Here is a 22,465-nt window from a genome sequence, read left to right as displayed (position 1 = left end):
GAGATTTTGCATTTCAATAAAAATAAATATAATCATAAAATTTCTATGTAAGGAGGTTAAGCATGGTGGAATCAAAATTCATTTATTTTAAAGGAGAATTTGTAGAGTGGGACAAGGCTAAGATTCACATCCTTTCGCATGTTATACAATATGGCTCTGGGGTTTTTGAAGGTATTAGAGCATACGAGACAAAAATGGGCACTGCAATTTTCAGAGCGTACGACCACTATAAAAGACTAAAAGAATCAATGAAAATGTATCGAATGGAAACAAGCGAAAGCATTGAGGATTATATAAACATCACTAAAGAACTTCTCATTAAAAATGGATTAAAAAGTGCATATATAAGACCTGTTGTTTATAGGGGACTTGGTCCAATTTCACCAAATCCATTACATGCACCTATTGAAACAGCAATTGCAGCCTTCGAAATGCCAAATCTCTTTAACGAGAAGGTAGAAAAAGGAATAAAAGTATGCGTTTCTTCATATAGAAGATTTGCACCAGATACAATACCTGCAGTTGCTAAGGCAACGGGAAATTACCTCAATTCACAACTTGCAATGATGGAAGCAGAATTAAATGGTTTTGATGAAGCAATAATGCTTGACGTATATGGATATATTTCGGAGGGACCAGGTGAGAATATATTCCTTGTGAAAGATGGAGCACTTTATACACCATCTCTTACAAACTCAATTTTAAAAGGTATAACAAGAGATTCAATTATTAAAATTGCAGGACTTTTAAATATCCCTGTGTTTGAACAAAACCTCCCAAGAGAGATGCTCTATGCAGCAGATGAAATTTTCTTCTGTGGAACTGCTGCAGAAATAACACCAATAGTTTCTGTAGATAAAATTCCTGTCGGTAATGGGCAGGTTGGTAAGATAACAAAAATGCTCATAGAAAAATTTAGAGAAATAGTTTACGAGGGAAAAGATACATTTGGATGGCTTGAATTTGTAGAGGCTAAAGGTTGGTAAGATAGGTCTGAGAAGGATTATGCTTTAAGGTTTCCTAAAAAATTTTCTAAAAATGTATTGACTTAAATATTCCTTTTGTGGTATAATTCTTGCGTATTTTTAAAAAAATCTATGGGAGGTAGGAGATGCAAACTATTGCATTGTCAAGGTTTGAAAGGAAAATTTTAAGCCTGAGTGTGTTAGGTAAAGTTGTATTAATGCTAACTTTTGTGGTTTTAACATCTCTTTCTTCTCAATTAAAAATCTTCCTTCCATTTTCACCTGTTCCAATAACAATGCAAACATTTGCTGTAATTCTTTCGGGAATTGTGTTAAAGGAAGAAGGGGCAATTTCACAAATACTTTATCTTATATTCGGCCTTCTTGGGATTGGAATATTTGCAAAGGGAAGTGGAATAAGCTATGTTTACTCAGGAACTTTTGGGTACATCGTTGGGTTTATACTTGCTTCATACCTTGCAGGTTTCTTCACAAGAAAGTATTCTAATTCTAAAATGCTTTTTTGGGGACTTGCTCTTGCAGATCTTTCGATCTACGTGCCAGGGCTTTTGTGGCTTTATGTTATTTTATCAAGAAGTGGAAGCGTAAGCTTTTGGTACATCCTTTCTATTGGTTTCTTCCCATTTATGGTTGGCGACATCATCAAGATTCTTGCATCTTTCGGTTTTGCAAAGGCAATAAAAAGAATATAAGAAACCACTTTGAGAAGAAAATAAATTTTACTCAACACTCCCATAAATAATGATTTTTGCTTTGGAAGTAAATCAAGGGGTTTGTTTCTTTTATTTGTCACCCTGAGGAGTAAGCAACCTCTGAGCTCCAATTTAATGGAGAAGGTAAATTTACTCTCCAACTCCACCCATACGACGGAGATTCCTCGTGGCTACGCCACTTCGGAATGACAACCATTTTGAGGGGGCAACAACCCCCTCAATACTCCCCCAAATAATAACTTTGATTTGGGGGTAAGTTAGAAAGGGGGGGGCACCCCCTTTCTAATACTGGAGATTCCTCGTGGCTACGCCACTTCGGAATGACACGGAAAAATTGACTTCGGAATGACAATTATTTTGAGGGGGAAAAACACCGCCCCATCAATACTTTCCTAAAATAATAATTTTGCCCTTGAAGAAATTTAAGGGATGCTTATCCTCATCAAATAATTAGATGCTCCTTACATTAAAACCTTTAAAAAGGAGTAATTACTTATTTTTTAAATTTTTCTTATCTTCTATGAAACAGACAGGACAGAGTTTTCCAGGGCCTTTAAAAAGTGCGCCACACTTAGCACACTTTTTATAGCCAAGTTTCTCCATCCTTTTTTCGGCAATTTTATAAGCAACAAGAACATTCCTAAAAGACTCTTTTAAGTTTTTATTACCTCTAAAATGCAACACGAGAGAATCAATCCACTTGTAATCAGATTCATCTAACTCTACATTAATACTCTCAATATTTTCTTTTTCTGATGTTTCTCTTTTTTTAACCTTTAGCTTTCCGTCTTCAACTGCAATTAATCTAAAATTCAAAAACTGAATAGGCGTATCCTCTCCACTTTTTTCCTTTATCATTCTTATCAAATCATCCTTCATTATTTCAAGTTCCCTTTTGAAAAGTGGGGAAGTTACCCCAATAGTAAGAGTGCCATCCTGATATTTTAAAGGCTTTGTATACTTAGCAAGTTGCTCGCCTACAATTTCATCCCATTTGACGATGGGATAAAAGCCTTTAATTTTTTTAAGAAGCCCTCTCTTTTCAAGAAATTCATTAATTCCACTTTTAATTATTTTCATTCAGAACATCCTCAAGTATTATAACATTTGCACTATTGAGAATACTTTTTGAAACATCATTAGTACTAACGGAAGTTAGTATCACTTCATTATTCTTTATATAATTCAATATTTTTTCCCTTTTAACCTCATCAAGGTGAGAAAAAAAGTCATCAAGAAGAAGTATAGGTGTAGTACTTTTATACCTTTCAATTAATTCACTTTCAACAAGCTTTAAAATAAATCCAATACTGTAAGCCTCTCCCAATGATGCAAACTCTCTTAAATTAATCTGTCCATCAAAAATTTCAATCTCGTCAAGATGGATACCGTAAAGAGTTCTCTTTCTTCTTATCTCTTCTGTAATAGAATCTGGGTCAAGCAATTTTTCAAGTTTTGAAGGGCGATATACAATCGAAAGCTCAGATTTTTTATCAAAAATAATATAAAATATATCTCTAATTCTTTCATTGAAGTCATTTATTATTTTTTCACGTTTTTCCATAATCTTTATTCCGTAATCGTAGAGTTCGTGAGAAAGAAATAACAGTAAATCCATTGTAAATTTACCGTCTTTAAGATATTCATTTCTTCGTTCGAGAAACGAGTAGTATTTTAAAATATTCTTATAGTAATCCTCATCGGTGAATGTTAAAACATGGTTGATAAAATCTCTTCTTTTTGATGGACCATCTTTAACGAGCTCAACAAGTGCATAATCTGTAACAATTACAGGAAACTTCCCTATAATCAGAGAAAACGCCTTAACTTTTCTTTTATTGAGATGTACTACCTTCTTATCTTTGCTAAAAAGTATTGAAAGGGTATTCTGACTTTGATCTAACTTGCTTACATTATTAAAGACTCCCTCAACAAAAAAATAATCCTCACTTACATTTACACAATTTTGGACGGCACTTGTTACAAAACTTTTTCCTGTTGATAATAAGTATATTGCTTCAAGTATAGTTGTTTTTCCGCTTCCATTTTTTCCAATAACTATATTGAAGCCGTTACTAAAATTGAATTTTTTTTCTTTAAATCTTCTAAAGTTTTGTAAAAGTAATTTTTCGATTATCATTCAATTGGTTTCTGCGGCATTATCACATAAAGATAATCGTTAGATTCAACCCCTTTTACTAAAACAGGGTGAAGTGGTCCTTGAATTCCAAAGAATACTGTATCATCTTTTACATGCTCTATACCATCAATAATTTTTTCGGCATAGAATTGCAGCGATACCTCTGCATTTGTTTCACAAGGGATTATCTTTTTTCCTTGTCCTATATCCGATGAACTTGATTCAACAATAAGACTTCCATGTGTGAATGTAAAAATAATTCTTCCTGTACCCTTCTTTGCAAATACCTCAATTATATCAAGTGCATCCATAAGGACGTTCTTTGCAACTTTACCATAAAATTCAGGATCCTGTGGAATCACACTTTCATACTGGGGAAATTGTCCGTTAATTAAGAGGCTTGTAAGTGATAGATTTGGAAGTGAAAATTTAATATTGGATTCAGCAATTTCTATTTTAACAGTGGTTTCATTCTCATAGGAAAGATGAATAAAAATATCAAGCGCTTTCCATGGTACAATAAAACTTGTTTTTGGAAGTCCTGCCTCATTAATTCTATTTAAGGCAAGTGCAGTACTATCTGTCGCAACTAAATTTACATATTCATCTTTTATATCAAAGTAAACTCCTTTAAATTCACGCCTGCTTTCTTCTTTTTTAGCGGCAGCAAAAATAGTATTTTCAATAAGCTCTTTAAGTGTCCCAAAAGTAAGTGTAAAATTTATAATTCCCTCTACCTCAGGAATAACAGCAAAGGCTTCAGGATTAAAAGTATGAAGTGTAAATTCTCCACTATCTTCTTTTATTGTTGCCTTCTTCTCTTTTATATCAAGTTGAACATACTCTCCTTTAAATTTTGGTACAATATCCCGTAAAATATCGTATGGAAGAATTGTTTTTAATTCTTCTCCAAATTCTTCTACTTCCACATCAATAGAGTATTTCATTGCCTGTTCGAGATTCGTAGTTGTAAGAGTCAATTTATTATTTACCTCTAATAGAATATTTTCTAAAATAAGGTCAACTGATTTACCTGAAATTACTTTTCCAACATTACTTACTGCCTTTGTAAGCTCACTTGTCTTTGCCTTTATCCTCATAATTCACCTCTCTTTTATTATTAATTATTTAAAAAATATTGAAAAAATCATAATCATCTTAATAATGCATGTGGAATATGTGGAGAACCATAGACATAACATATGATTTGCAAGTTCTGTTTGTGTAAAAATCTGTTAATAGATTGTCTAAGTTTTCCACTTTTCCACAACCTCGCTTAGAATCCACAATATATCCACACTTATCCACAGAATTATCCACATTTTGCACAATTATCCACACCTATCCTTTTAACTTGTTTATAATTTCGTCCACGAGTGCACGCATTGTTTCAGTTTTATTTACTTCCTCTTTTATCTTTGCGTATGCGTGCATCACTGTTGTGTGATCTCTCCCACCAAAGGCATCTCCAATCTGGGGAAGAGAGAGGTCGGTAAATTCTCTTGTAAGATACATCGCAATTTGCCTTGGAAGAACAATGCTTTGTGTTCTTCTTTTGTCAGATAGGCTATCAACATCCACGTTAAAATATTCTGCAACAACTTTCTTTATTCTGTCAACGGTGATGGGTTCTGAAGTTTGTTTTATAATATCGGAGAGTGCATTCTTTGCAAACTCAACTGTGATATTTTCATTTAATAGCGATGCCTTTGCAACAAGCCTGATAAGAGCACCTTCGAGTTCTCTTATGTTTGAAAATATGTTATTTGCAATATAGGCTAATACTTCATCCGAAATTGTAATATTTTCTTTTTGAGCTTTCTTCCTTAAAATGGCAATCCTTGTTTCATAATCAGGTGGTTGAATGTCCGTTATAAGACCCCATTCAAAACGAGATCTAAGGCGTTCTTCAAGCGTTGCAAGTTCTTTCGGTGGCACATCGGAGGTAATCACAATTTGCTTACCTGCCTCGTGGAGGGCGTTAAAGGTGTGGAAAAATTCTTCCTGTGTTCGCTCTTTTCCCACAAGAAATTGGATATCGTCAATGAGCAGCACGTCTGTTGTTCTGTATTTCTTATGGAATCTATCAATAAGATCACTATTACTCTGTGCATTTTGTATTGCAAAGATAACTTCGTTTGTAAATTTTTCTGCAGTGGTGTAGATGATTTTAATATCCTTAAAGTTTCTTATAAGTTCATGCCCTATTGCATGAAGAAGGTGTGTTTTACCCAAACCAACTTTTCCATAAATGTAGAGAGGATTATACACCTTTCCCGGATTTGATGCAACGGCTTTTGCTGCGGCATAAGAGAGCCTATTTCCGCTGCCAACTACAAATTCTTCAAATGTGTAATCCTTATTAAGAGTAATGTTATTTACAATAATAACGGGCGGCGTTTTTGGTTTTTTCTCTTCAACGAGGATATTTAAGGAAATGTTCCTCCCGGTTACCTCTTTTAAGGTTGAGTTAACTAAGCTTGCATATTTTGTTTCAAGCATTTCTTTTACAAAAATGGAAGGTGCCTTTAAGGTAATTTCAGAATCGCTTTCTGAAACAAATTCCACAGGTCTTATAAATGTTTCAAAAGCAGGCACGCTTAAAATTTCTTTTAGTTGTTCTAAAACTTTTTCCCAGGTATTCATACAAAAGTATTATATGAAAGTTTTCCACAAATAAAAAAGGTTTTAAAGCATTGGTTTTATGAATATCCACATGAAAGTTTTTATCTGAAAACAGTTTTGTTTATAATTTAAAAGATGAATTTGAAAGGAGGCTTTTAGATGGACTTTTCAATCTTTATCGGAGGTCAAGCTGGCGAAGGCATCAAGCGTGGCTCAATGCTCATTGGTAAGGTATTCAATAGATATGGTTACCATGTATTTATTATGAACGATTATGGATCGATTATACGCGGAGGAACAGATTACTCGGAGATAAGAGTCTCAACGAAGGAAATCCACACATCCTTCAATAGATTTGACTATATGTTTGCCTTCCATATGGATGTATTTGAAAAATATAAGGATAAAGCAAAAGAAAATTGTTTTACTTTAACTCTAAATGATTTTCCATATGATGAAGTTATAAAAAAAGCAGATGCTGAACCTTTTATGAAGCCGTCGATTGTGTTAGGAGTTCTCACATTTATGTTGGGTATTCCACAGAACTTTGTTGAAGATGTAATCGAAGACGACCTTGGAAAAAATGCACCAAAGAACATCGAACTTTTTAGAATTGGTTTTGAATACGCAAGGGAGAAAAATTTCAACAATATTCATCTTATCAAAGGCGAGAAAACACCAAAGCCTCTTCTGTATGGAAATGATGCAATAGGGCTTGGGGCAGTACGCTCAGGAATGAAGGTGTATGCAGCATATCCTATCACTCCATCTTCAACTTTACTTGAATTTCTTGCAAAGAATGCGGATAGGTTAGGAATTATTGCACTTCAACTTGAAGATGAGATTGCTGCGATAAACCTTGCGTTGGGAAGTGCCTATGCAGGAGTCCCCTCAATGGTTGGAACATCTGGTGCAGGGCTTGACCTTATGGGGGAGACGATAAGTCTTGCAGGTGCGGTTGAATTACCTATTGTTATTCTTGATGTGCAAAGGGTTGGACCTTCAACAGGTGCGCCAACTTACACTGAGCAAAGCGATTTAAACCTTGCTTTAAATATTGGGCATGGGGAATTTCCGCGTATTGTACTTGCACCAGGAGATATTGAAGAGGCATTTGAGTTAACTGCAAAGGCATTTCAATTTGCTTTATGGTATCAGACACCTGTAATAGTACTTTCAGATAAGCACATTTCAGAAAGTGCAAGAACAACAGATATTCCTTTCTCAAACAATTATCCACTGATGATAAAAACCTACGATAAAGACTTCGATGGACCTTACCATAGATATAAAATTACAATAGATGGTATTTCTCCATTTGCACCCCCGGGAACACCTGATGTTATTGTGCATGTAAATTCAACAGAGCATACAGAAGAAGGTTATTCATCAAGTTTGCCTGAAACCTTGATCAAGATGAAAGAAAAGCGTCTCTTAAAAATGAAAACAATTGAGGAAGATTTCAAATTGATGAAATTTATAAATGTTTTTAATGAAGGGGATATTGCAGTTGTATCTTTTGGGTCTCCTAAGGGTGCAATCCTTGAGGCAATAGAAGGTTTTCCAATAAAGTTTATTCAGGTTGTTTCTTTAGAGCCATTTCCTAAAGAGGCAGTTTTAGAAGAGATTGCCCATGTCAAAAAAATCATATCTGTTGAGCAAAATTCATTCGGTCAGTTTGCAGACCTTTTCGAGAGAAAAATAGGAAGGAATATTGATAAAAGGGTTTTAAAATATGATGGAAGGCCATTTAGCCCTTGGGAATTAAGAAGCATATTTGAGGAGGTGTTGAAATGAACCTTGCAACGGATAGGAAAATTCAATGGTGTCCTGGTTGTGGAAATTTTGGAATATACAATGCCCTTAAAAGTGTTTTAGAAAAAGAGATAGAAGAAGGATCAATTAAAAAGGAAAATATTGTGCTTGTTTCAGGTATCGGTTGTTATGGATATATAACAAACTACTATCACTTGAATTCATTTCATACAATTCATGGGCGTGTACCTCCACTTTTAACAGGCATAAAGCTTGCAAATCCGTCACTAATTCCAATTGGGTTTGTTGGCGATGGCGATGCGTTTGCCGAAGGAATGTCACATACTATCCACATAGCAAGAAGAAATTCTAACGCTAAGCTTATTCTTCACAATAACTCAGTTTATGGTCTTACAACAGGGCAATTTACTCCAACTTCTCCAAAGGGATTTAAAAGTAGGTCAACTCCATATGGCAATCCTGAAAACCCAATAAATCCTATAACTCTTATGCTTGTATCACAGGCAACATTTGTTGCAAGAGGTTTTTCGGGAGATATAAAACACCTTCAATACATATTCGAAGAAATGATGAAACATAAGGGTTTCGCTTTTGTTGAGGTACTTCAGCCTTGTGTCACATTTAATAACACTTACCAATACTATAAAGAGCGAGTTTATAAGTTAGAAGATACAGATTATAAACCTAATGATTTTAATGTGGCACTTCAAAAATCACTTGAATGGGGTGAAAAGATTCCAACAGGCATATTCTTTAAAAATGAACTTCCAACTTATGAAGATTTAGTTTTGAAAGAAAAAAATCTTTTCTATGAGCGGAACATCCCAGACCTCAAGGATATTGTAAATGAATTTGTTTAGTTAGAAGTAGATTAATCAATTTTTGCAAGCTTTGTATGTAATAAATTTTGCATATAATAAAAATAGATGTAAAAAATTAAAAATTATATGGTATATTAGGAGGAATTATGAAAAATAAACTCTTAACTGCTTTAATTATTTTTGCATTAATATTTTTATCGGTTGGTTGTGCAAGAGTTTCAACTTCTCCCAACTTAACTTCGTCAACTTACACGGTATCTTACATGAATCTAAATTCAGAAGTGAATTTAACAGGTACAGTTTTCTATATTGATGAAGAAAATGTGTATCCCAAGGTATCAGGAATTGTAAAAAATGTTTTTGTAAGTGAAGGTTCACTTGTAAGAAGGGGCGAAAAGATTCTCGAAATTGATTCAACACAGGCAAATCTATCATATCAAAATGCAAATGCAAACTATCAAAATGCAAAAGTTTCTTATGAACTTACCTTAAAATCGAAGGCAGATCTTGAAAATAGCGTTAAACAAGCAGAAAATAACCTTAAAGTCGCACAGGCTTCCTATGATGTAGCAAAGGCAAATTATGATTCTGTAATGGGAAGTGATAAGGCAACAGACATGCAAAAGAAACAAGCAGAGCAACAGTTGATTCAAGCTGAGTCAACACTCAATAATGCAAAAATTCAAGTTGATAATGCAAAAAGACAACTTGATAATTTCAATCTTAAATTAGAACAAGTAAAAATACAGCTTGATCAAGCAAAGGCATCTTTAGATGTAGCAGCAAAGTCGCTTAATGATTATGTTATAAGAAGTCCAATTGATGGTATCGTCCTAACAATGAATGCATCAGTGAATGCGCCAGTTCAAGTGGGCATGCCTGTTGCTATTGTTGGTAATCCAAGGGGATTTCTTATCACTGCCTATGCAGATGAAATTGATATGCCGAAACTAAGAGTAGGAGAGAATGCAACAATTACCTTTGATGCAGTACCTCAAATAACTCTTAAAGGTCAAGTTTCGTTTGTTGGACTTAAAAAAATGAACATTCAAGGTGGCTCTGCATATGTTGTGAAGGTTCAAGTGGATGAATCAAATCCAAATATAAAATCTGGAATGTCAGCAAATATTCTTGTTATTACAAGTTCTAAGAAACATGTTCTTGCTGTGCCAATTTCATCAGTTGTAACTCTTGCAGACGGGCGTACATTTGTGGATAAAGTTGTAAATGGTAAGGTTCAAAGGGTTGAGGTGAAGACAGGGATTTCCTCAAATGCATATGTTGAAATTGTAAGCGGATTAAGTGAAGGAGATACAATTCTTCTTATACCAAATGCAAATAGCACAACTTCGAATTCACCTTTTGGAGGATAGGGCATGTCTTACTTAATTGAAGCAAGAAATCTTATGAAGGTTTACACATTAGGTGAAGTTGAGATTCCTGCGCTAAGAGGTGTGAGTCTAAATGTACAAGAGGGAGAACTCATTTCAATTATTGGACCATCTGGCTCTGGAAAATCCACGTTGATGCATATCTTAGGTTGTCTCGATACACCTACAAGTGGTGAGTATCTTCTTATGGGAGTTAATGTATCTAAACTCAATGATTATGAGTTATCTCGTATTAGAAACGAAAAAATAGGTTTTGTATTTCAGACTTTTAACCTTCTTCCACATCTTACCGTGCTTGAAAATGTGCTTTTGCCTGTGCAGTATAGTCCAAACGGAGATTTAAGAAGTGCAACAAAAAGGGCATATGAACTTCTTGAAAAATTCGGACTGAAAAATAGAGTAAGAAATCGTTCTACTCAACTTTCAGGTGGTGAGATGCAGAGAGTTGCAATTGCAAGGGCATTAATAAACAATCCAAAAATTCTTTTTGCAGATGAACCAACAGGAAACCTTGATTCGAAGACTGGGCTTGAGATTCTAAAGATTTTAAAGGAGCTTCATAAAGAAGGTATGACAGAGATCATAGTAACACATGACCTTAATATCACAAGATTTACTGAGAGGATAATTAAGATAAAAGACGGACTTATTGAAGGTGAAGAAATTAATAGGGCCGTTTATGAAGTCGAGGGGGATATATATGAAAATTCTTAGAATTCTCAGAATGGCGTTTAATTCTCTGAGGCTTAATAGATTAAGATCTATCCTCTCAACGCTTGGTATTATTGTGGGTGTTGCGTCTCTTATACTCATTACTTCTTTTGGATATGGTGCGCAAAGAGAAATCCTTTCAAGCATTAATAAGATTGGTTCTGATGCAATAATTATTACTCCAGGGAAGGTAAGTGATGTAAGAAGAGCATTTTCTTCGATTGGAAGTACTGTTACAAAACCTATAACCTATTATGATTTGAAGTTTCTTAAAGGCCAAATTCCGGGAGTTGTTGCAACTCCATCTCTTACAACGGCAAGAGCTACAGTTAAAGTCGGCGCAAATGAAATTACAGTTACGGTAAGTGGAGTTAATGAGGATTTTCTTGTAGCACTTGGGTATGATCTTGCCTTAGGAAGAGGATTTACTTCAACTGATGTTAATAGTTTTATGAACTATGCAATTCTTGGATCAAAAATTGCAAATGATCTATTTGGAACAGAACCGCCGGTTGGGAAAAGCATAACTCTTCTCAATACCAAATTCTATATAATTGGTGTCCTTGCGCCTCAGGGTAATACTATGTTTGGGAGCGTTGATAGAAATGTTTATATACCGATCACTAAACTCATTTCACTAACTAATACTAATTCATTGGGTGCAATTTATATGAAACCACCGAAAGGAATGTCAAAGGATGTGCTTATTGCATTAGTGACAACATTTCTTAAAAACAGACACGGTGTTGAAAATTTTACAATCTCGGATATGGAGCAATTTGCTAATCTTGCAAATACTGCAACTTCAATTTTGACAACTGCATTGACTCTTATTGGACTTATTGCTTTAATTGTGGGCGGTATTGGTATTATGAATATTATGCTTGCAACAGTTGCGGAGCGGACCCGCGAAATTGGGATAAGAAAGGCAGTTGGCGCAAATTCGATGGATATTTTGCTTCAGTTTTTATTTGAGTCAATTGTTATTACTGTTGTAGGTGGTATGATAGGTATTGTTATCGGAGTGCTTGGAGCACAACTTGCAAGTAGATTATCACCTACAGCTATAACGCCAAACTCAATAATTGTGGGTTTTACTGTTTCAGTCGCAGTGGGTGTATTCTTTGGAGTGTATCCTGCAGTAAAGGCTTCTAAACTTAATCCTGTTGAAGCACTGAGGTATGAATAAAAAATGTAGGGGAAGAGAATCTAACATTAACCCCCTCTAACTTCTCTAAAAGGAGAATCCTCGCTTACTCGAAGGGGTAAAAGTCTCCCCCTTCTAACTTCCCCAAAAAGAGGAGATTTCTCAGTCGCTTACGCTCCTTCGAAATGACAATTATTGGAAGAGGACACATTCTCCTTCCAACTTTCCCCTAAAAACAAAAAGAATAACTTTCCACTTTCATTTGTCATTCCGAAGCCGAAGGCGAGGAATCTCCTCAGTCTCGGGGGAGTATTGAGGGGGCGATTTGTTGCCCCCCTCAAAATGTTTGTCATTCCGAAGTGGCAAAGCCACGAGGAATCTCCTCTGTTTACATTGGAGGATTAAAGTCTCCCCCTTCTAACTTTCCCAAAAGGAGGAGATTTCTCAGTCGCTTACGCTCCTTCGAAATGACAATCGATGGAAGGAGGAAGTGCCCCTTTAACTTCCCCAAAGGAGGAGATTTCTCACTTCGTTCGTCGAAATGACAATCATTGGAAGAGTGACTTCGAAATGACAATCATGTAAAGAAGACACATAATACATCAGCCATTATGGAGAGAAGTATGCTTCCACTTTTAACTCACTCCATATAGTCAAAATAAGGAAGTAATTATCTTCTTTTCCTTTCTTTTGTTTAAATTGACAAAGTCAAAATTAAGCGTATAATAAAGAGTAAATTTTAATGGAGGTGAAAAAATGAAAGGTTGTCCTATCCCAAATGAAGGAAATGTTGACAGAATTATAAGGATAATTGTAGGACTTGTGCTTATTCTTATTTCAATATTTGCTTCACTTAATCCTACCCTCAGGGTTATTTTTATTATCATTGGTGTTATTGCGCTTGTTACCGGTCTTACTGGTTTTTGTCTTGTATATCAACTTCTTGGCATTTCAACAAGAAAGTAAAATTCTAACTTTTATAATTGGGAGGGTGTAAAAAGCCCTCCTTTTATTTTTTAAAAATGTAATTTTCATATAAAATGTGGTGGCATGATAGGAAAGGGGTGGAAAAATGCATCCATTGATTTCTAAAAAAAGTGGAGAAAGGTTATTTTTGCTTGGAAATGAGGCCGTTGTTAGAGGAGCAATTGAGGGTGGAGTTGCAGTTACAGCAACATATCCCGGTACACCTTCCTCTGAAATTGGCGATACCTTTTATGAAATTTACAAGGAATTAGGTATATACTTTGAATTTTCTGTAAACGAAAAAGTTGCGCTTGAAGTTGCAGCATCTGGCTCTGTATCGGGGTTGAGAAGTTTTGTTTGGTTTAAACATGTGGGGCTTAACGTTGCATCGGACTCGTTTATGTCACTTGCCTATACGGATATTAGGGGTGGGCTTGTTGTATTGTCAGCAGATGATCCTTCAATGTTTTCTTCGCAAAACGAACAAGATAATAGGCATTATGCAAGACTGGGGAATGTAGTGCTCATTGAACCGTCAACTCCACAGGAAATGAAAGACTTAATGCCTTATGCCTTTATGGTTTCAGAGAAGGTAAGGCTTCCGATTCTTTTTAGAACTACAACCCGTGTTGCCCACATGAGAGGTGTAGTTGAACTGGGCGATATATTTACAAATTTTCCTCAAGGCGAGTTTATAAGAGATCCAGCAAAACTAGTGCCTGTACCTTCCAATGCATACAGATCAAAGGGAGAAATCATAGAAAAACTCAAAAAGGCAGAATATATTGCAAACGAAAGCGTATTTAACAAACTGATTGAGGTTGACGGCAAAATTGATACAGGGCTTCTTATTATCGTATCTGGGGTTTCTTTCAATTACATAATGGATGCACTTGCCGAAAGAAACCTCAAAGCAATGGTTCTTAAACTTACGCTTACCTATCCTTTCCCTGAGAAACTTGTGATGGAGGCGATGAAAAATAAAGAGAAAATCCTTGTTGTTGAAGAAGTCGATCCTATAATGGAAAAAGAGATCTATTATATTCTTGGAAGATATGGACTAAATAAAAAAGTTTATGGAAAACTTGATGGAACATTACCAATTGCCTATGAATACAACCAGGATATAATCGAAAGCGCCTTGGAGCATATTTTAGGAGTAAACTTCGAACGGCCAAAACCATTAAAGACAGAGTTGCCACTTGCAGTACGTCCTCCTGTTTTTTGCCCAGGATGTCCACATAGAGGGATGTATGATGCAGTGAAAAGAGCAGTTAATGAATTAGGGATTGATGCAATTTATCCAAACGATATTGGGTGTTACACGCTTTCCATAAATGCACCATTTAATATGGCTGATTATCTTCTTTCGATGGGTTCAAGTGTAGGCACTGCATCGGGATTATCAAAATTTTCTGGTAAGAAAGTCATTGCTTTCATAGGCGATTCAACATTCTTCCATGCAGGGATTCCTGCGCTTATAAATGCGGTTCACAACAAAGACAATTTTACATTAGTTATTCTTGATAATAGGACTACCGCAATGACAGGCGCTCAGCCGAACCCAGGTCTTGACGAAGAGGGTAAAAGAAAAATTGATATTGAAAGTGTTGTTAAGGGAATTGGTGTTGATTATGTGAAAACGGTTGATCCTTATAATCTAAAAATGTCAACTGAAGCCGTAAAAGAGGCACTCAATACAGAAGGCGTGAGTGTAGTAATTTCAAAGAGGGAGTGTGCGCTTATTGTCCCAAAGAAAAAATATACCTTTGTTGTTGACCTTGAAAAGTGCACTGGTTGTATGAATTGCATAAATGAGATTGCGTGTCCTGCAATGTATGTAACGGAGGATCATAAGGTTCAGATTGATGAGTTTCTGTGTGATGGCTGTGCTGTGTGCGTGCAGACCTGCCCTGAAAAAGCCATAAAAGTGCGAAAGATTTAGGATTTATTTTCTTCCTCTTTCCTTGTTCTTCCCAATGGGTCTATGTGCACAGTAACATTGTATGCGCCTGTTGCCTTTTGAACGACTTCTTCTACTGAATTTGCAATATTGTGTGCTTCCTCAACGGTTAGGTCGTCTTTGACTTCTACATGTAGTGATATAATTTTGTTTGTGACATAATCATGCACGTAAATCTCGTGGATGTTTGTAACCCCCGGGACTGTAAAAGCGGCATCGTGTATCTTATTAATTAGATTAGGGTCTGGTGCAACTCCTATAAGAGAATTGCTTGAACTTATTAGAAGTTGAACTGCAACCCATACAATGAGTAAGGCAACACCCAACGCAAGAATACCATCTACCCTGTATATCCCAAACTTCGAGAATATGAGGCCAACTGCAACAAACAGTGTTGCAATTGCATCAGATCGGTGGTGCCATGCATCTGCGATAAGTGAACTTGAGTTTATTCTTCGTCCCAAGAATATTGAAAAGTGCGCCATCCACTCCTTAAATAAAGCAGATAGAATCAAAACTATGAGTATTATCAAATTAAATTCTACATGCTCTGGCTTTATAATCCTAAATATTGCAGATTTTCCTAAATCATATGCTACAATTCCAAGCAATAGCGCTATTAAAAAAGTAGCCAAAAGTTCGAATCTTCCATGTCCGAAAGGGTGCTCTTTGTCCGGAGGCTTTTCGCCGACCTTAAATCCTACAAGGACAATAACTGAAGTTAAGACATCTGAAAGTGAATGCCACGCATCGGCAATTAGCGAAAGGCTATTGAGGAATATTCCTGCAACAAATTTGAAAAAAGCAAGGGCAACATTTCCTATGATACTTACCCAGGCCTCAAGATAACCTATTTGTTTCCTTGTTTCTTTACCTTTTGTGAAAATTTTTAAAAGCCAAGCGTTAAAAAGGTCAAAAATTTTCATAACGATGATATTATATCAGCCTAACTGTAAAAGTCAAAACGATTTTATCGAATCTCTTTTACCATTCTAAAAAAGCTGAAAACTTCTCCAAGATCGAGTGTTTTTTCTTCTGTGATTTTGTATCCTAATTTTTTATAAAGATTTATTGCTGTTTCGTTTTCACGTTCAACATCAAGCGAGAGATATTTTAAATTCCTTTTTGATGCAGTTTGCTCTGCATAGAGCATAAGTTTTGTACCAAGACCACTTCCTCTAAATTCTGGGTATATGGCAACATTTGATATATAGTATTCATCCCTTAACACCTTTCCTATTTTTGTGTATGCCTTAATGAGGTTTTTAAGGATTATAAATGTGTTTCCTTTTGTAACATGTATAATGTTAAAGAATGTGCTAATTGATTCCTCTTTTGCTTCTCTATATTCATATCCAACAAGTAGTCCTCCAATTTTTCCGTTTACTTCGATGAATATTGTGTGTTTAAAACTATAGAGATTTTTCTCGTTTTGGTAAAGTGCTTTTAAAACATCTTTTGTGTGATCTTTAAATATAGAATCAAGGACTTTACCTGAAGCAAAATATACGAGATTGTAAAAATCCTGAAAATTAGACTTTTGTGCCTTTCTTATAAAAATTTCGAACATTTCCCCACCTATAAAAATTATAGTGGAAAATAAAAAAGAGAGAATTTTTTCATATTCCCTTCACATTGTTTTTTTATACTTGGGTAGTAGTAAAAATTAAAAAATTTACTTTAGGAGGTAAAAATGAAAAAGTTTAAATGGCTCTTAGTAGGAGTTTTAGCAGTAGCAGTTTTGTTTGGAAGTATCGCGTTGGTGGGTGCTGCAACAGGAAATGGTTCAGCAGGTAGAACTGGATTTAGAAATGGGTATGGTGTTGCAATTGGGCAAAAATTTGAAAATTTTGAAAGTGACATTGCAACTTACCTTGGAATTTCTGTTGAAACTCTTCAATCAGAGAGGATTTCTGGTAAATCCTTGGCAACCATTGCAGTAGAGCATGGAAGAACTGAAGAAAGTCTTATACAGTTTATCGTTTCTAAGAAGACAACCTATTTAAACGAATTGCTTTCACAGGGTAAAATTACACAAGCTCAGTATGACAATGCAGTAAAGACTCTAACTGAAAGGACAAAGACAATGGTTGAAAGGATTGAGACAGGCAGACCTTCCGAGAGAGGCACAAACGGAAATGCAGGTTTTGTTAAAGGGAACGGAGTAATGAGAGGTCAAGGAAACGGCACCTGCATTAATACCCAAACCAATCCATAAATTTTTGCTAAATAAAAAATATGAGGCAGGCTTTTGCCTGCCTTTATCAATTTTAATCCCTTATTAAGATATCTCAATTATATATGGGGGAATAGGAAAAAGAATTCCGCTTGTTTGTAGGTAGATTCTGTATGAGCCCTTGTTTGCCTCATCGTCAATTTGTATCGGTCCAAGAATTATTTGTGGATTTTCCTCGGGAAATTTTGAATTTTCAGTTTTTATAAGGGCAAAATGTCTTATTTTAAATGTTGTTACATCATCTCCTGAATAGAAGACTGTCTCAAAACTATAAGGATATTTAGGAGTGTTTGGTTCTGGGTACATAATGAAACTTACTTCACCTATATTTCCAAGTGCTTTAGGTGCATTTAAATCGAAAACCAATTCAACTTCTTCACCTCTTTTTACCTTGTTTGGTATAGCAATCTTTATGTTTTTAAATAGTTCTGGGTTTGTTTCAACATAGTTTGCAATAAGAGAGTCGGTTTCAAAAGACTTTGAGAGTTTATATCCGTCGTTTCTTTTAATTAGGTAAAAAATCATAAATGTATCTTTCTCTCTTTCAAGAACTCCAAGTTCAGCGCTTTTTTGAGTTGGCTTTAGGTGTATCTGTGTTACAATTTCGACTTCATCAGGACTATTCCCTAAGTTAACAGGTTCGCTGATGCTTTCTAAATTCACCACGACAAATTTGTCTTTAATCTTTGAATTTGTAAGTTGTTCTATTAAGCTTATTCCAGGCCAAACAATTGCAAGCTTTGAATCAACAAGAGTAAGAGTTTTTTCATAATTTGCATCGTTTATTAAATTTATGTAGGCTTTAACTACACTTTTTGCGTTGAATTTGTCGAATTTCTCCTCATTTGATACACTTTTTCCACAAGAGGCAAATAGTACTAAAGCTATTATTAATAGGATTAATATCTTTTTCATCTTCCACCTCCAACTACATTATATTGCAAAAAAACCTTTACAAAAAATTTTTCAAAAAGTCTTTTATATCATATAATAGGTTAGTTTCTATATTTGAGGTTTTTAGGTGAAAAATGGATGAACGAACTCACTCTGGATTGACTGCTGTAAAAATTGCAATGGCAGTTAATACCTTTCTTGCCATATTGAAAGTTCTTTTGGGCGTTATTGCAAATTCCATTGCACTTATTGGAGATGGACTTGATACAACAGTCGATGTTGTAAAGAACATTATTGTGTACAAAGGTACACAAATTGCTTCACGCCCGCCGGATTTTGATCATCCCTATGGACATGGTAGGGCAGAGACTATTTCATCAAGTATAATTGGCATTTCTGTTGTCCTCGCAGGTGCATTCGTCATGTATGAGGCAATTGCTCGCTTTGGTAAAACTGAGGCACTTGATATCCTTATGATGATCGGTGCTACGATTAGCATCGTAGGGAAAATATTTTTGTCTGCATATATGAACATTGTTGGAAAAAGAATTTCAAACCAGGCACTTATTGCAAATGCAAAAGATTATTTTGGCGATATTCTTTCATCCATCTCGGTTCTTCTTGGAGGAATTCTTATAAGATTTACAGGTAAAAGTTATTTTGATAGCATTGCATCGTTTTTCGTTGCGATAATAATCATTTATATGGGTTACGATATTTTGAAACCTGTCATTTCAGAGATAATGGAAGAAACTGACGAAAGTATTGCTGATGAAGTTCAGAAAATTATTTCCAGTTTTGATAGCGTTTGCAATCCACATCAAATTAGAGTAAGAAAATTTGGGTCTTACTATGTTATTGACCTTCACCTTGAATTTCCAAAAGATATGAGCGTAGGTGATGCACATTCAATTGCAACTGAAATAGAAGAAACTATCAAAAAGAACATAAAGAACATATCGGAAGTAATCATTCATATTGAGCCGTGTAGCAAACTTTAAAAATTTGAAACAATCTACAAGGCGATAGGGTTTGAAGAGCAATCTTCAAGCCTGCCTTCTTTGCAAAGAAGCCTAAATTGGGCTTCTTATTTTTTTTAAAAAAATTTTAAAGGAGGTGCTTTATGTTAGGTGGCTACATGGGTAAGATTTTAAGGGTTAACATCTCAACAAAGGAGGTTAAGGTAGAACCAATTAACGAAGAACTTGCAAGGAAATTCATCGGTGCAAGAGGCTATGCTGCAAAGATTATCTTTGATGAAGTCCCAAGAAATGCAGATCCACTTGGTCCGGAAAATAAATTGATTTTTGCAACAGGTCCTCTTACTCTTACTACAGCACCAACAGGTGGTCGTTACGATGTTGTAACCAAATCACCATTGAATAATGTAATTGCAGCATCAAACTCTGGGGGATTTTTTGGTCCTGAATTAAAGAAAGCTGGTTTTGATATGCTCATTGTTGAGGGAAAATCCGATAAACCTGTTTACCTTTGGATTAATGACGGAAAAGTTGAAATTAGAGATGCGTCTCACCTTTGGGGGAAGGATACCTATGAGACAACAGATATGCTCCTTGAAGAGGTTTCCGATAAAACTGCAAAGGTTGCATGCATTGGCCCTGCAGGGGAAAAACTTTCGATGCAAGCATGCGTAATTAACGACAAGGCAAGGGCTGCAGGAAGAACTGGTGTTGGTGCAGTTATGGGATCTAAGATGCTAAAGGCAGTTGTTGCAAAAGGAACTGGAAGAGCCCCTATTGCAGATAACGAGGCATTTAAAGAGGCATTGCGAGTTGCTATGGATAAAATTAAAACAAATGGTGTAACTTCGCAAGGGCTTCCAACATATGGAACAATGGTTTTAAACCATATTATTGATGAGCATGGATTGTATCCTACAAACAACTTCCAAAAAGGTACATTTGAATATGTTGATGAAGTTTCTGGAGAAAAACTCAAAGAAACATATCTTATAAGAAATAAGGCTTGTTTTGCATGTCCAATAGGTTGTGGTCGTGTTGTAAGGATTCCTGAAATCGAAGAAGAAGTGGAAGGTCCAGAATATGAAACAAGCTGGGCATTCAGTGCTGATTGTGGCGTAAGCGACCTTAAAGCAGTTATTACTGCAAACCATTTATGTAATAAACTTGGGCTTGATACAATTGCAACAGGTGCAACAATTGCAGCTCTTATGGAACTTTATGAGAAAGGGTATGTGCCAAAAGATCATATTGGCGAACTTCCAGAACCAAAGTTTGGAAATGCAGAAGCTATCGTTGAATATACAAAGGCAATTGGTTTAAGAAAAGGAATCGGAGATAAACTTGCAAAAGGTTCTCATGATTTTGCAACAGAGTATGGACATCCAGAACTTTCAATGAGTGTAAGGAAACAGGAACTCCCAGCATACGATCCAAGGGGTGCACAGGGGCATGCACTTGAATATGCAACGTCCAACCGTGGTGGATGCCATGTGAGAGGATATATGATTTCGCCCGAAATTTTAGGATTACCGGAGAAACTCGACCCATTTGCAACCGAAGGAAAGGCACAATGGGTTAAGATTTTCCAGGATCTTACGGCAGTAATTGATTCTGAAGGCTTATGCCTCTTTACATCATTTGCATTAGGATTACCTGAATATACAGCAATACTTAAGGCGGCAACAGGTTTTGACTATACAGAAGATGAGGTTATTAAAGCAGGTGAAAGGATATGGAATCTTGAAAGATTGTGGAATATAGATGTTGGTGTTGGACCTGAAGAAGATAAACTTCCTGAAAGATTCCTCAAAGAACCACTTCCTGAAGGTGCTGCGAAGGGACAGGTTGTTAAACTCCATATAACTCTTCCTGATTATTACAGAGTAAGAGGCTGGAGCGAAAAAGGAATTCCAACTGAAGAAAAGTTAAAAGAACTTGCTTTGAAATAGTCATTATAATCTTTATATGGGGGGTAAGCCCCCCAATTTTTTATATTAAGGAGAAATTATGGGACTACTTGAACTTAAATTTCAAGGATACACAGTTCAAATACCCGACGGAAGAGATATAAAGAAGGCTTATGTTGAAATAACTACTTTTTGTAATTTAAACTGTAAGATGTGTTTTAGAAGATTTTGGAAGGATAAAATTTTGGAAATGTCCCTATCAGATTATTTTAGAGTTCTTGATAACTTTAAGGATTTTCCACAACTTGAAACAGTATATCTTGGAGGAATTGGTGAACCTCTCGTGCATCCTGAAATTGTTGAAATTATTAAAGAGACCAAGAAAAGAGGTTATCACGTAGAGTTTGGTACAAACGGAACCCTTCTGAATAAATATGCAAAGGAACTTATAAATCTTGGTGTCGATAAAATTACAGTTTCAATTGATGCACCAGAAAAGGAAATATATATGGATATTCGAGGAACAGATTTTAATAGAGTTGAGGATAATGTTATGTACCTTCAATCCTTAAAAAAGGAACTTAAAAGGTCTAATCCAGAGATTTGGCTTGAAGTAGTTTTAATGAAAAGCAACATAAATATCGTAGAGAATCTTTTACCTCTTGCAGATAAATTAGGGATTACAACAATTCTTATGTCAAACCTTATGCCATTTTCAAAGGAACTTTCCAAAGAAATAATATATGATGGATCTTTTGATGATACTATTTTTATTGATAGGCTCAATACAAAAATAGGAAAATACAGAGTTAGGATTATTTTTCCAAGATTTAAATTGCTAACCGAAAGAAAGTGCCAGTTTATTGAAAACAACTCAACCGTTATAGGTGTTGATATGGGTGTTTATCCATGTTATAGACTTCTTCATTCATATACAGAATATATCTACGGAAGAGAAAAATTTGTTAACAAATATTCTTTTGGATCGCTCAATGAAAAGAGCCTTTTTGAAATATGGAATTCCGATGAATACAAGAGATTTAGGTTTAATGTGAAGAATGCGCTTTTCCCTTCATGTACTGATTGTCCGCTTGAAAATGTATGCGATTTCTGTCTTACAAGCGATTCGGATTGCTATAATAATACGCCATCTTGTGCAGACTGTCTTTGGTATAGAGGTATCGTTCAATGTCCATAAACTGACTT

20 protein-coding genes are annotated in these 22,465 nt (G+C 35.5%); 13 read left to right on the top strand and 7 right to left on the bottom strand.

All coding sequences use genetic code 11. From position 1 onward, the window contains the following. Window positions 1–62: 62 nt before the first annotated feature. The gene (locus ACMV0E_RS05155) at window positions 63–986 is read left to right on the top strand and encodes a branched-chain amino acid transaminase (RefSeq protein ID WP_416085311.1); all 924 of its coding nucleotides are present in this window, start codon (window positions 63–65) and stop codon (window positions 984–986) included. 125 nt (window positions 987–1,111) lie between these two features. Next, window positions 1,112–1,678, top strand: a complete 567-nt coding sequence (locus ACMV0E_RS05150; protein ID WP_416085310.1) for a biotin transporter BioY — start codon at window positions 1,112–1,114, stop codon at window positions 1,676–1,678. Between the two features lie 510 nt (window positions 1,679–2,188). Here the strand turns inward: ACMV0E_RS05150 and ACMV0E_RS05145 are convergent. The 4 genes from ACMV0E_RS05145 to dnaA all read right to left on the bottom strand — a co-directional run bounded on the left by ACMV0E_RS05145 (window position 2,189) and on the right by dnaA (window position 6,485). Further along, on the bottom strand, window positions 2,189–2,779 hold the full coding sequence (locus ACMV0E_RS05145) for a DciA family protein (protein ID WP_416085309.1): 591 nt from the start codon (window positions 2,777–2,779) through the stop codon (window positions 2,189–2,191). Continuing rightward, window positions 2,766–3,839: a DNA replication/repair protein RecF gene (recF, locus tag ACMV0E_RS05140; protein WP_416085308.1), complete on the bottom strand. Its 1,074-nt coding sequence runs from the start codon at window positions 3,837–3,839 to the stop codon at window positions 2,766–2,768. The genes ACMV0E_RS05145 and recF overlap by 14 nt, the downstream gene beginning before the upstream one ends. After that, window positions 3,836–4,939 carry a DNA polymerase III subunit beta gene (gene dnaN, locus ACMV0E_RS05135; RefSeq protein WP_416085307.1) on the bottom strand — a complete coding sequence of 368 codons (1,104 nt, stop codon included), beginning with the start codon at window positions 4,937–4,939 and terminating at the stop codon, window positions 3,836–3,838. The genes recF and dnaN overlap by 4 nt, the downstream gene beginning before the upstream one ends. Before the next feature lie 241 nt (window positions 4,940–5,180). After that, on the bottom strand, window positions 5,181–6,485 hold the full coding sequence (dnaA, locus tag ACMV0E_RS05130) for a chromosomal replication initiator protein DnaA (protein WP_416085306.1): 1,305 nt from the start codon (window positions 6,483–6,485) through the stop codon (window positions 5,181–5,183). Between the two features lie 138 nt (window positions 6,486–6,623). On the opposite strand from dnaA, the gene ACMV0E_RS05125 reads away from it, so the two are divergent. The 7 genes from ACMV0E_RS05125 (at window position 6,624) to iorA (ending at window position 15,221) form a co-directional block, all read left to right on the top strand. Further along, complete coding sequence (locus ACMV0E_RS05125; RefSeq protein ID WP_416085305.1) at window positions 6,624–8,261, top strand: 2-oxoacid:acceptor oxidoreductase subunit alpha; 1,638 nt, start codon at window positions 6,624–6,626, stop codon at window positions 8,259–8,261. Next, window positions 8,258–9,100: a thiamine pyrophosphate-dependent enzyme gene (locus ACMV0E_RS05120; RefSeq protein WP_416085304.1), complete on the top strand. Its 843-nt coding sequence runs from the start codon at window positions 8,258–8,260 to the stop codon at window positions 9,098–9,100. The genes ACMV0E_RS05125 and ACMV0E_RS05120 overlap by 4 nt, the downstream gene beginning before the upstream one ends. A gap of 107 nt (window positions 9,101–9,207) precedes the next feature. After that, window positions 9,208–10,434 carry an efflux RND transporter periplasmic adaptor subunit gene (locus tag ACMV0E_RS05115; RefSeq protein WP_416085303.1) on the top strand — a complete coding sequence of 409 codons (1,227 nt, stop codon included), beginning with the start codon at window positions 9,208–9,210 and terminating at the stop codon, window positions 10,432–10,434. 3 nt (window positions 10,435–10,437) lie between these two features. Further along, complete coding sequence (locus ACMV0E_RS05110; RefSeq protein ID WP_416085302.1) at window positions 10,438–11,166, top strand: ABC transporter ATP-binding protein; 729 nt, start codon at window positions 10,438–10,440, stop codon at window positions 11,164–11,166. Continuing rightward, entirely contained in the window at window positions 11,153–12,352 is a 1,200-nt protein-coding gene (locus tag ACMV0E_RS05105) for an ABC transporter permease (RefSeq protein WP_416085301.1), read from the top strand. Before ACMV0E_RS05110 ends, ACMV0E_RS05105 begins: the two co-directional genes overlap by 14 nt. Before the next feature lie 714 nt (window positions 12,353–13,066). Further along, on the top strand, window positions 13,067–13,276 hold the full coding sequence (locus ACMV0E_RS05100; protein ID WP_416085300.1) for a YgaP family membrane protein: 210 nt from the start codon (window positions 13,067–13,069) through the stop codon (window positions 13,274–13,276). Window positions 13,277–13,382: 106 nt separating this feature from the next. After that, on the top strand, window positions 13,383–15,221 hold the full coding sequence (gene iorA / locus ACMV0E_RS05095) for an indolepyruvate ferredoxin oxidoreductase subunit alpha (RefSeq protein ID WP_416085299.1): 1,839 nt from the start codon (window positions 13,383–13,385) through the stop codon (window positions 15,219–15,221). Here iorA and ACMV0E_RS05090 read toward each other — a convergent pair. Continuing rightward, entirely contained in the window at window positions 15,218–16,165 is a 948-nt protein-coding gene (locus tag ACMV0E_RS05090) for a cation diffusion facilitator family transporter (RefSeq protein WP_416085298.1), read from the bottom strand. The two genes, iorA and ACMV0E_RS05090, sit on opposite strands and share 4 nt — an antisense overlap. A 44-nt stretch (window positions 16,166–16,209) precedes the next feature. Further along, a complete protein-coding gene (locus ACMV0E_RS05085; RefSeq protein ID WP_416085297.1) occupies window positions 16,210–16,809 on the bottom strand; it encodes a GNAT family N-acetyltransferase in 600 nt (199 codons plus the stop codon). A 123-nt stretch (window positions 16,810–16,932) separates the two neighbouring features. On the opposite strand from ACMV0E_RS05085, the gene ACMV0E_RS05080 reads away from it, so the two are divergent. Then, window positions 16,933–17,457 (top strand): hypothetical protein, encoded by a 525-nt coding sequence (locus tag ACMV0E_RS05080; protein ID WP_416085296.1) that lies wholly within the window; start codon window positions 16,933–16,935, stop codon window positions 17,455–17,457. A gap of 63 nt (window positions 17,458–17,520) precedes the next feature. Here ACMV0E_RS05080 and ACMV0E_RS05075 read toward each other — a convergent pair whose 3' ends face one another. Beyond that, window positions 17,521–18,390 (bottom strand): hypothetical protein, encoded by an 870-nt coding sequence (locus ACMV0E_RS05075; RefSeq protein ID WP_416085295.1) that lies wholly within the window; start codon window positions 18,388–18,390, stop codon window positions 17,521–17,523. Between the two features lie 113 nt (window positions 18,391–18,503). Between ACMV0E_RS05075 and ACMV0E_RS05070 the strand changes: the two genes are divergently transcribed. From ACMV0E_RS05070 to ACMV0E_RS05060, 3 genes are all read left to right on the top strand, one after another. Further along, window positions 18,504–19,370: a cation diffusion facilitator family transporter gene (locus ACMV0E_RS05070; RefSeq protein ID WP_416085294.1), complete on the top strand. Its 867-nt coding sequence runs from the start codon at window positions 18,504–18,506 to the stop codon at window positions 19,368–19,370. 122 nt (window positions 19,371–19,492) lie between these two features. After that, window positions 19,493–21,301, top strand: coding sequence for an aldehyde ferredoxin oxidoreductase family protein (locus ACMV0E_RS05065; protein WP_416085293.1), 1,809 nt, complete (start codon window positions 19,493–19,495; stop codon window positions 21,299–21,301). A gap of 58 nt (window positions 21,302–21,359) precedes the next feature. After that, window positions 21,360–22,457 carry a tungsten cofactor oxidoreductase radical SAM maturase gene (locus ACMV0E_RS05060; protein ID WP_416085292.1) on the top strand — a complete coding sequence of 366 codons (1,098 nt, stop codon included), beginning with the start codon at window positions 21,360–21,362 and terminating at the stop codon, window positions 22,455–22,457. The last annotated feature ends 8 nt before the right edge of the window (window positions 22,458–22,465 follow it).

This window comes from Caldisericum insulae (assembly GCF_047785965.1).
GTDB lineage: Bacteria > Caldisericota > Caldisericia > Caldisericales > Caldisericaceae > Caldisericum > Caldisericum exile_A.
This window is presented reverse-complemented; position numbering and strand designations above follow the sequence as displayed.

Excerpts from the sequence above, each read along its gene's own strand:
- ACMV0E_RS05085 (WP_416085297.1), bottom strand. The coding sequence starts at position 16,809 with ATGTTCGAAATTTTTATAAGAAAGGCACAAAAGTCTAATTTTCAGGAT.
- ACMV0E_RS05075 (WP_416085295.1), bottom strand. The coding sequence starts at position 18,390 with ATGAAAAAGATATTAATCCTATTAATAATAGCTTTAGTACTATTTGCC.
- ACMV0E_RS05145 (WP_416085309.1), bottom strand. The coding sequence starts at position 2,779 with ATGAAAATAATTAAAAGTGGAATTAATGAATTTCTTGAAAAGAGAGGG.
- ACMV0E_RS05080 (WP_416085296.1), top strand. The coding sequence starts at position 16,933 with ATGAAAAAGTTTAAATGGCTCTTAGTAGGAGTTTTAGCAGTAGCAGTT.
- ACMV0E_RS05115 (WP_416085303.1), top strand. The coding sequence starts at position 9,208 with ATGAAAAATAAACTCTTAACTGCTTTAATTATTTTTGCATTAATATTT.
- ACMV0E_RS05105 (WP_416085301.1), top strand. The coding sequence starts at position 11,153 with ATGAAAATTCTTAGAATTCTCAGAATGGCGTTTAATTCTCTGAGGCTT.
- ACMV0E_RS05120 (WP_416085304.1), top strand. The coding sequence starts at position 8,258 with ATGAACCTTGCAACGGATAGGAAAATTCAATGGTGTCCTGGTTGTGGA.
- ACMV0E_RS05155 (WP_416085311.1), top strand. The coding sequence starts at position 63 with ATGGTGGAATCAAAATTCATTTATTTTAAAGGAGAATTTGTAGAGTGG.
- ACMV0E_RS05100 (WP_416085300.1), top strand. The coding sequence starts at position 13,067 with ATGAAAGGTTGTCCTATCCCAAATGAAGGAAATGTTGACAGAATTATA.
- dnaA (WP_416085306.1), bottom strand. The coding sequence starts at position 6,485 with ATGAATACCTGGGAAAAAGTTTTAGAACAACTAAAAGAAATTTTAAGC.
- ACMV0E_RS05070 (WP_416085294.1), top strand. The coding sequence starts at position 18,504 with ATGGATGAACGAACTCACTCTGGATTGACTGCTGTAAAAATTGCAATG.
- dnaN (WP_416085307.1), bottom strand. The coding sequence starts at position 4,939 with ATGAGGATAAAGGCAAAGACAAGTGAGCTTACAAAGGCAGTAAGTAAT.
- ACMV0E_RS05150 (WP_416085310.1), top strand. The coding sequence starts at position 1,112 with ATGCAAACTATTGCATTGTCAAGGTTTGAAAGGAAAATTTTAAGCCTG.
- iorA (WP_416085299.1), top strand. The coding sequence starts at position 13,383 with ATGCATCCATTGATTTCTAAAAAAAGTGGAGAAAGGTTATTTTTGCTT.
- ACMV0E_RS05110 (WP_416085302.1), top strand. The coding sequence starts at position 10,438 with ATGTCTTACTTAATTGAAGCAAGAAATCTTATGAAGGTTTACACATTA.
- ACMV0E_RS05060 (WP_416085292.1), top strand. The coding sequence starts at position 21,360 with ATGGGACTACTTGAACTTAAATTTCAAGGATACACAGTTCAAATACCC.
- ACMV0E_RS05065 (WP_416085293.1), top strand. The coding sequence starts at position 19,493 with ATGTTAGGTGGCTACATGGGTAAGATTTTAAGGGTTAACATCTCAACA.
- recF (WP_416085308.1), bottom strand. The coding sequence starts at position 3,839 with ATGATAATCGAAAAATTACTTTTACAAAACTTTAGAAGATTTAAAGAA.
- ACMV0E_RS05125 (WP_416085305.1), top strand. The coding sequence starts at position 6,624 with ATGGACTTTTCAATCTTTATCGGAGGTCAAGCTGGCGAAGGCATCAAG.
- ACMV0E_RS05090 (WP_416085298.1), bottom strand. The coding sequence starts at position 16,165 with ATGAAAATTTTTGACCTTTTTAACGCTTGGCTTTTAAAAATTTTCACA.